The sequence below is a fragment of the Streptomyces sp. WELS2 genome, from assembly GCF_013870595.1.
Taxonomy (GTDB): Bacteria; Actinomycetota; Actinomycetes; order Streptomycetales; family Streptomycetaceae; genus Streptomyces.
Map to the genome: position 1 here is coordinate 1 of NZ_JACBWZ010000527.1, position 4,497 is coordinate 4,497.

Here is a 4,497-nt window from a genome sequence, read left to right on the forward strand (position 1 = left end):
GCCTGGCTCCGGCGGAGAAGTCCACGACGCGCGGAGCCCGCGCGGGTGTGAACGCCTCGTCGCGGAGCCCTGGCCGCAGGGGTTACAGCGCCCGGAACAGGCCTTCCTGGACGACGGATACGAGCAGTCGTCCCTCCAGGTCGTAGATGCGCCCGCGGGCCAGCCCACGTCCACCGATGGCGATCGGGGACTCCTGGTCGTAGAGGAACCACTCGTCGGCGCGGAAGGGCCGGTGGAACCACATGGCGTGGTCCAGCGAGGCCAAGTCGAAGTTGCGCGGACCCCACAGCGGCTCCACCGGGATGCGGACCGCGTCCAGGAGGGTCATGTCACTGGCGTAGGTCAGCGCGCAGGTGTGCACCAGAGGGTCGTCGCCCAGCGGCCCCACCGCGCGCATCCACACGGCACTGCGCGGCTCGGCCCCCTTGATCTCCTCGGCGTTCCAGCGCAGCCGGTCGACGTAGCGGATGTCGAAGGGCTGGCGGCGCGCCATCCGCTCCAACTGCTCCGGCAGCGTGCCCAGATGCTTGCGGATCTCATCGGAGACCGTCGGCAGCGACTCCGGGTGCGGCACCTCACGGGCCGGCGGCAGCTGGTGTTCGAAAGGTCCTTCCTCGGGCTTGTGAAAGGAGGCGGTCAGATTGAAGATCGTGCGGCCCTGCTGCACGGCCGTGACCCGGCGCGTCGTGAAGGAACGCCCGTCGCGGACCCGTTCCACCTGGTACACGATCGGCACGCCCGGCCGGCCGGGGCGCAGGAAGTACGCGTGCAGTGAGTGCACCGGGCGATCGCCGTCCGTTGTGCGGCCGGCGGCGACCAGCGCCTGGCCGGCCACCTGGCCGCCGAAGACCCGCTGGAGGGACTCCTGCGGGCTGCGGCCACGGAAGATGTTGACCTCTATCTGCTCCAGGTCGAGCAGGTCGACCAGTCTCTCGGTCGGATTCGTCATCGATGGGTTTCTCCTTGGCTTGCCACTGGCCGTGAACGGCTCACAGCTGGCCGACGTCGGTGACACGGACGACCGCACGGCCCTCGGCGTCGGAGGCCGCGAGGTCGATCTCCGCGCTGATGCCCCAGTCGTGGTCGCCGTTCGGGTCGTCGAAGATCTGGCGGACGCGCCAGAGGCCGTTCTGCGGCTCCTCCTTGATGACGAGGAGCTTGGGGCCACGGGCGTCGGGGCCGGTGCCGAGGTCGTCGTACTCGTCCCAGTACTTGTCCATCGCCTCGCCCCACGCGTCGGCGTCCCAGCCGGACTCGGCGTCCAGCTCGCCCAGTTCCTCGACGTGGTCCAGGGCGGCCAGCTCCACGCGGCGGAACATGGCGTTGCGGACGAGGACCCGGAAGGCGCGGGCGTTGGCCGTGACCGGCTTGACCTCGTCGGCCTTCTCCTGGGCCTCCTCGGCGGTCATCTCCTCCGGGTTGGCCAGCTGCTCCCATTCGTCCAGCAGGCTGGAGTCCACCTGGCGCACCATCTCGCCCAGCCACTCGATCAGGTCCTGCAGGTCCTCGGACTTCAGGTCGTCCGGGATGGTGTGGTCCAAAGTCTTGTAGGCGCTGGCGAGGTAACGCAGCACGATGCCCTCGGTGCGCGCCAGCTCGTAGAACGACACCAGCTCCGTGAAGGACAACGCCCGCTCGTACATGTCCCGGACCACCGACTTCGGCGACAGCGGGTGGTCGCCGACCCACGGGTGGCTCTTGCGGTAGGTGTTGTAGGCGTGGAAGAGCAGTTCTTCCAGCGGCTTGGGGTAGGTGATGTCCTGGAGGCGCTCCATGCGCTCCTCGTACTCGACCCCGTCCGCCTTCATCGCGGCCACGGCCTCGCCGCGCGCCTTGTTCTGCTGGGCCACGAGGATCTGGCGCGGATCGTCCAGGGTGGACTCGACCACGGAGACCATGTCGAGGGCGTAGGAGGGCGACTCGGGATCGAGGAGTTCGAACGCGGCCAGCGCGAACGTGGACAGCGGCTGGTTCAGCGCGAAGTCCTGCTGGAGGTCGACCGTGAGCCGGATGATGCGGCCCTCGGCATCGGGCTTGTCGAGCTTCTCCACGATTCCGCCGTCGAGCAGGGAGCGGTAGATCGCGATGGCCCGGCGGATGTGCCGCAGCTGCTGCTTGCGCGGCTCGTGGTTGTCCTCCAGGAGATGGCGCATCGCCTCGAACGCGTTGCCCGGGCGGGCGATCACCGACAGCAGCATCGTGTGCGTCACCCGGAAACGCGAGGTCAGCGGCTCCGGTTCCGACTCGATCAGCTTCTGGAAGGTGTTCTCCGTCCAGCCGACAAAGCCCTCCGGCGCCTTCTTGCGCACCACCTTGCGCCGCTTCTTCGGATCGTCGCCCGCCTTCGCCAGCGCCTTCTCGTTCTCGATGACGTGCTCCGGCGCCTGCGCGACCACGAGCCCCGCGGTGTCGAAACCGGCCCGGCCGGCCCGGCCCGCGATCTGGTGGAACTCACGGGCCCGCAGGGTGCGCACTCGGCTGCCGTCGTACTTGGTCAGCGCTGTGAACAGCACCGTGCGGATGGGCACGTTGACGCCCACGCCGAGCGTGTCCGTGCCGCAGATGACCTTCAGCAGTCCGGCCTGGGCGAGTTTCTCCACCAGACGCCGGTACTTGGGCAGCATGCCGGCGTGGTGCACGCCGATGCCGTGCCGTACGTAACGGGAGAGGTTGCGGCCGAACTTGGTGGTGAAGCGGAAGTTGCCGATCAGCTCGGCGATCTGGTCCTTCTCCTCGCGCGAGCACATGTTGATGCTCATCAGCGCCTGCGCCCGCTCCACGGCCTGCGCCTGTGTGAAGTGCACGATGTACACGGGGGCCTGCTTGCTCTCCAGCAGGTCGGTGAGCGTCTCGGTGAGCGGGGTCAGCTTGTACTCGTAGGACAGGGGCACCGGGCGGGTCGCGGAGCGGACCACCGAGGTGGGACGGCCGGTGCGGCGGATGAGATCCTTCTCGAAGAAGGACACATCGCCCAAAGTGGCCGACATCAGGATGAACTGCGCCTGGGGGAGTTCCAGCAACGGGATCTGCCAGGCCCAGCCGCGGTCCCCCTCGGCGTAGAAGTGGAACTCGTCCATGACGACCTGGCCGACGTCCGCGTCCTTGCCGTCCCGCAGCGCGATCGACGCCAGCACCTCGGCGGTGCAGCAGATGACGGGCGCGTCGGCGTTCACGGAGGCGTCACCGGTGAGCATGCCGACGTTCTCGGTGCCGAAGAGCTTGCACAGCTCGAAGAACTTCTCCGACACCAGGGCCTTGATCGGTGCCGTGTAGAAGGTGACCTCGTCCCGGGCCAGCGCGGCGAAGTGCGCGCCCGCGGCGATCATGCTCTTGCCGGATCCCGTGGGCGTCGACACGATCACGTTCGCCCCGGAGACCACCTCGATCAGCGCCTCCTCCTGGTGGGGATAGAGGGTGAGGCCGCGCTCCTGAGCCCAGGACTCGAAAGCCTCGTACAGGGCGTCGGGGTCGGCGGTCGGCGGCAGCTGATCGATGAGGGTCACGCCCCCATCTTGCCTGGCCTACCGCCCGAGCGGGGAATCGGCTGCGGGTACGAAGATCATGGAAGCTACGCTGTGTGGCCGGCGAGGCGTCAGCGCACCAGGTCAACTTGGCAGCGCGACACGAGGAATGGGGCGGGAAGCGGCCATGATGGGACCAGCACACTCACTGTCGGGGGCCGCGGCCTGGCTGGGGGTGGGAGCCGCCACAGCGGCGGCCGGACACCCCATGCCCTGGCCGGTGCTCCTCAGCGGCGCCCTGATCTGCGCCGGCGCCGCGCTCGCCCCGGACCTCGACCACAAGGCGGCCACCATCTCCCGGGCCTTCGGGCCGGTCTCCCGCGGCGTCTGCGAGATCGTGGACAAGCTGTCGTACACGGTCTACAAGGCGACCAGGAAGCAGGGCGACCCGCGCCGCTCCGGCGGACACCGCACGCTGACGCACACCTGGCTCTGGGCGGTCCTGATCGGCGTCGGCTGTTCCGCCGTGGCGATCGCAGGGGGCCGCTGGGGGGTGCTGGCGATCCTCTTCGTGCACATGGTGCTGGCGATCGAAGGTCTGCTGTGGCGGGCGGCGCGCGGCTCGAGCAGCGACGTCCTGGTCTGGCTGCTGGCGGCGACCAGCGCGTGGATCCTGGCCGGAGTGCTGGACAAGCCGGGCCATGGTTCCGACTGGCTGTTCACCGCGCCGGGGCAGGAGTACCTGTGGCTGGGGCTGCCGGTGGTGCTCGGCGCGCTGGTGCACGACGTCGGGGACGCCCTGACCGTCTCCGGGTGCCCGGTCCTGTGGCCGATCCCGGTGGGCCGCAAGCGCTGGTACCCGGTGGGGCCGCCAAAGGCGATGCGGTTCCGGGCGGGCAGCTGGATCGAGCTCAAGGTGCTGATGCCGGCGTTCATGCTGCTTGGCGGGGTCGGCTGCGCGGCTGCCCTCAATGTGATCTGACCAGGCCGGCAGCACCGGCTCGAGATCGGGCAACGACGTGTCGGGCGGGCCGCG

At 69.2% G+C, this 4,497-nt stretch carries 3 protein-coding genes; 1 reads left to right on the top strand and 2 read right to left on the bottom strand.

Going from position 1 to position 4,497, the window contains the following annotated elements:
- Nucleotides 1-82 precede the first annotated feature (82 nt).
- Nucleotides 83-949, bottom strand: coding sequence for an acyl-CoA thioesterase II (locus H5J33_RS24810; RefSeq protein ID WP_181797095.1), 867 nt, complete (start codon nt 947-949; stop codon nt 83-85).
- A 40-nt stretch (nt 950-989) separates the two neighbouring features.
- A complete protein-coding gene (locus tag H5J33_RS24815) occupies nt 990-3,503 on the bottom strand; it encodes an RNA helicase (protein WP_181797096.1) in 2,514 nt (837 codons plus the stop codon).
- 145 nt (nt 3,504-3,648) lie between these two features.
- Between H5J33_RS24815 and H5J33_RS24820 the strand changes: the two genes are divergently transcribed.
- A complete protein-coding gene (locus H5J33_RS24820) occupies nt 3,649-4,443 on the top strand; it encodes a metal-dependent hydrolase (RefSeq protein ID WP_181797097.1) in 795 nt (264 codons plus the stop codon).
- Nucleotides 4,444-4,497: the final 54 nt, after the last annotated feature.

Coding starts and splice junctions, on each gene's coding strand:
- H5J33_RS24810 (WP_181797095.1), bottom strand. CDS start 949: ATGACGAATCCGACCGAGAGACTGGTCGACCTGCTCGACCTGGAGCAG.
- H5J33_RS24820 (WP_181797097.1), top strand. CDS start 3,649: ATGATGGGACCAGCACACTCACTGTCGGGGGCCGCGGCCTGGCTGGGG.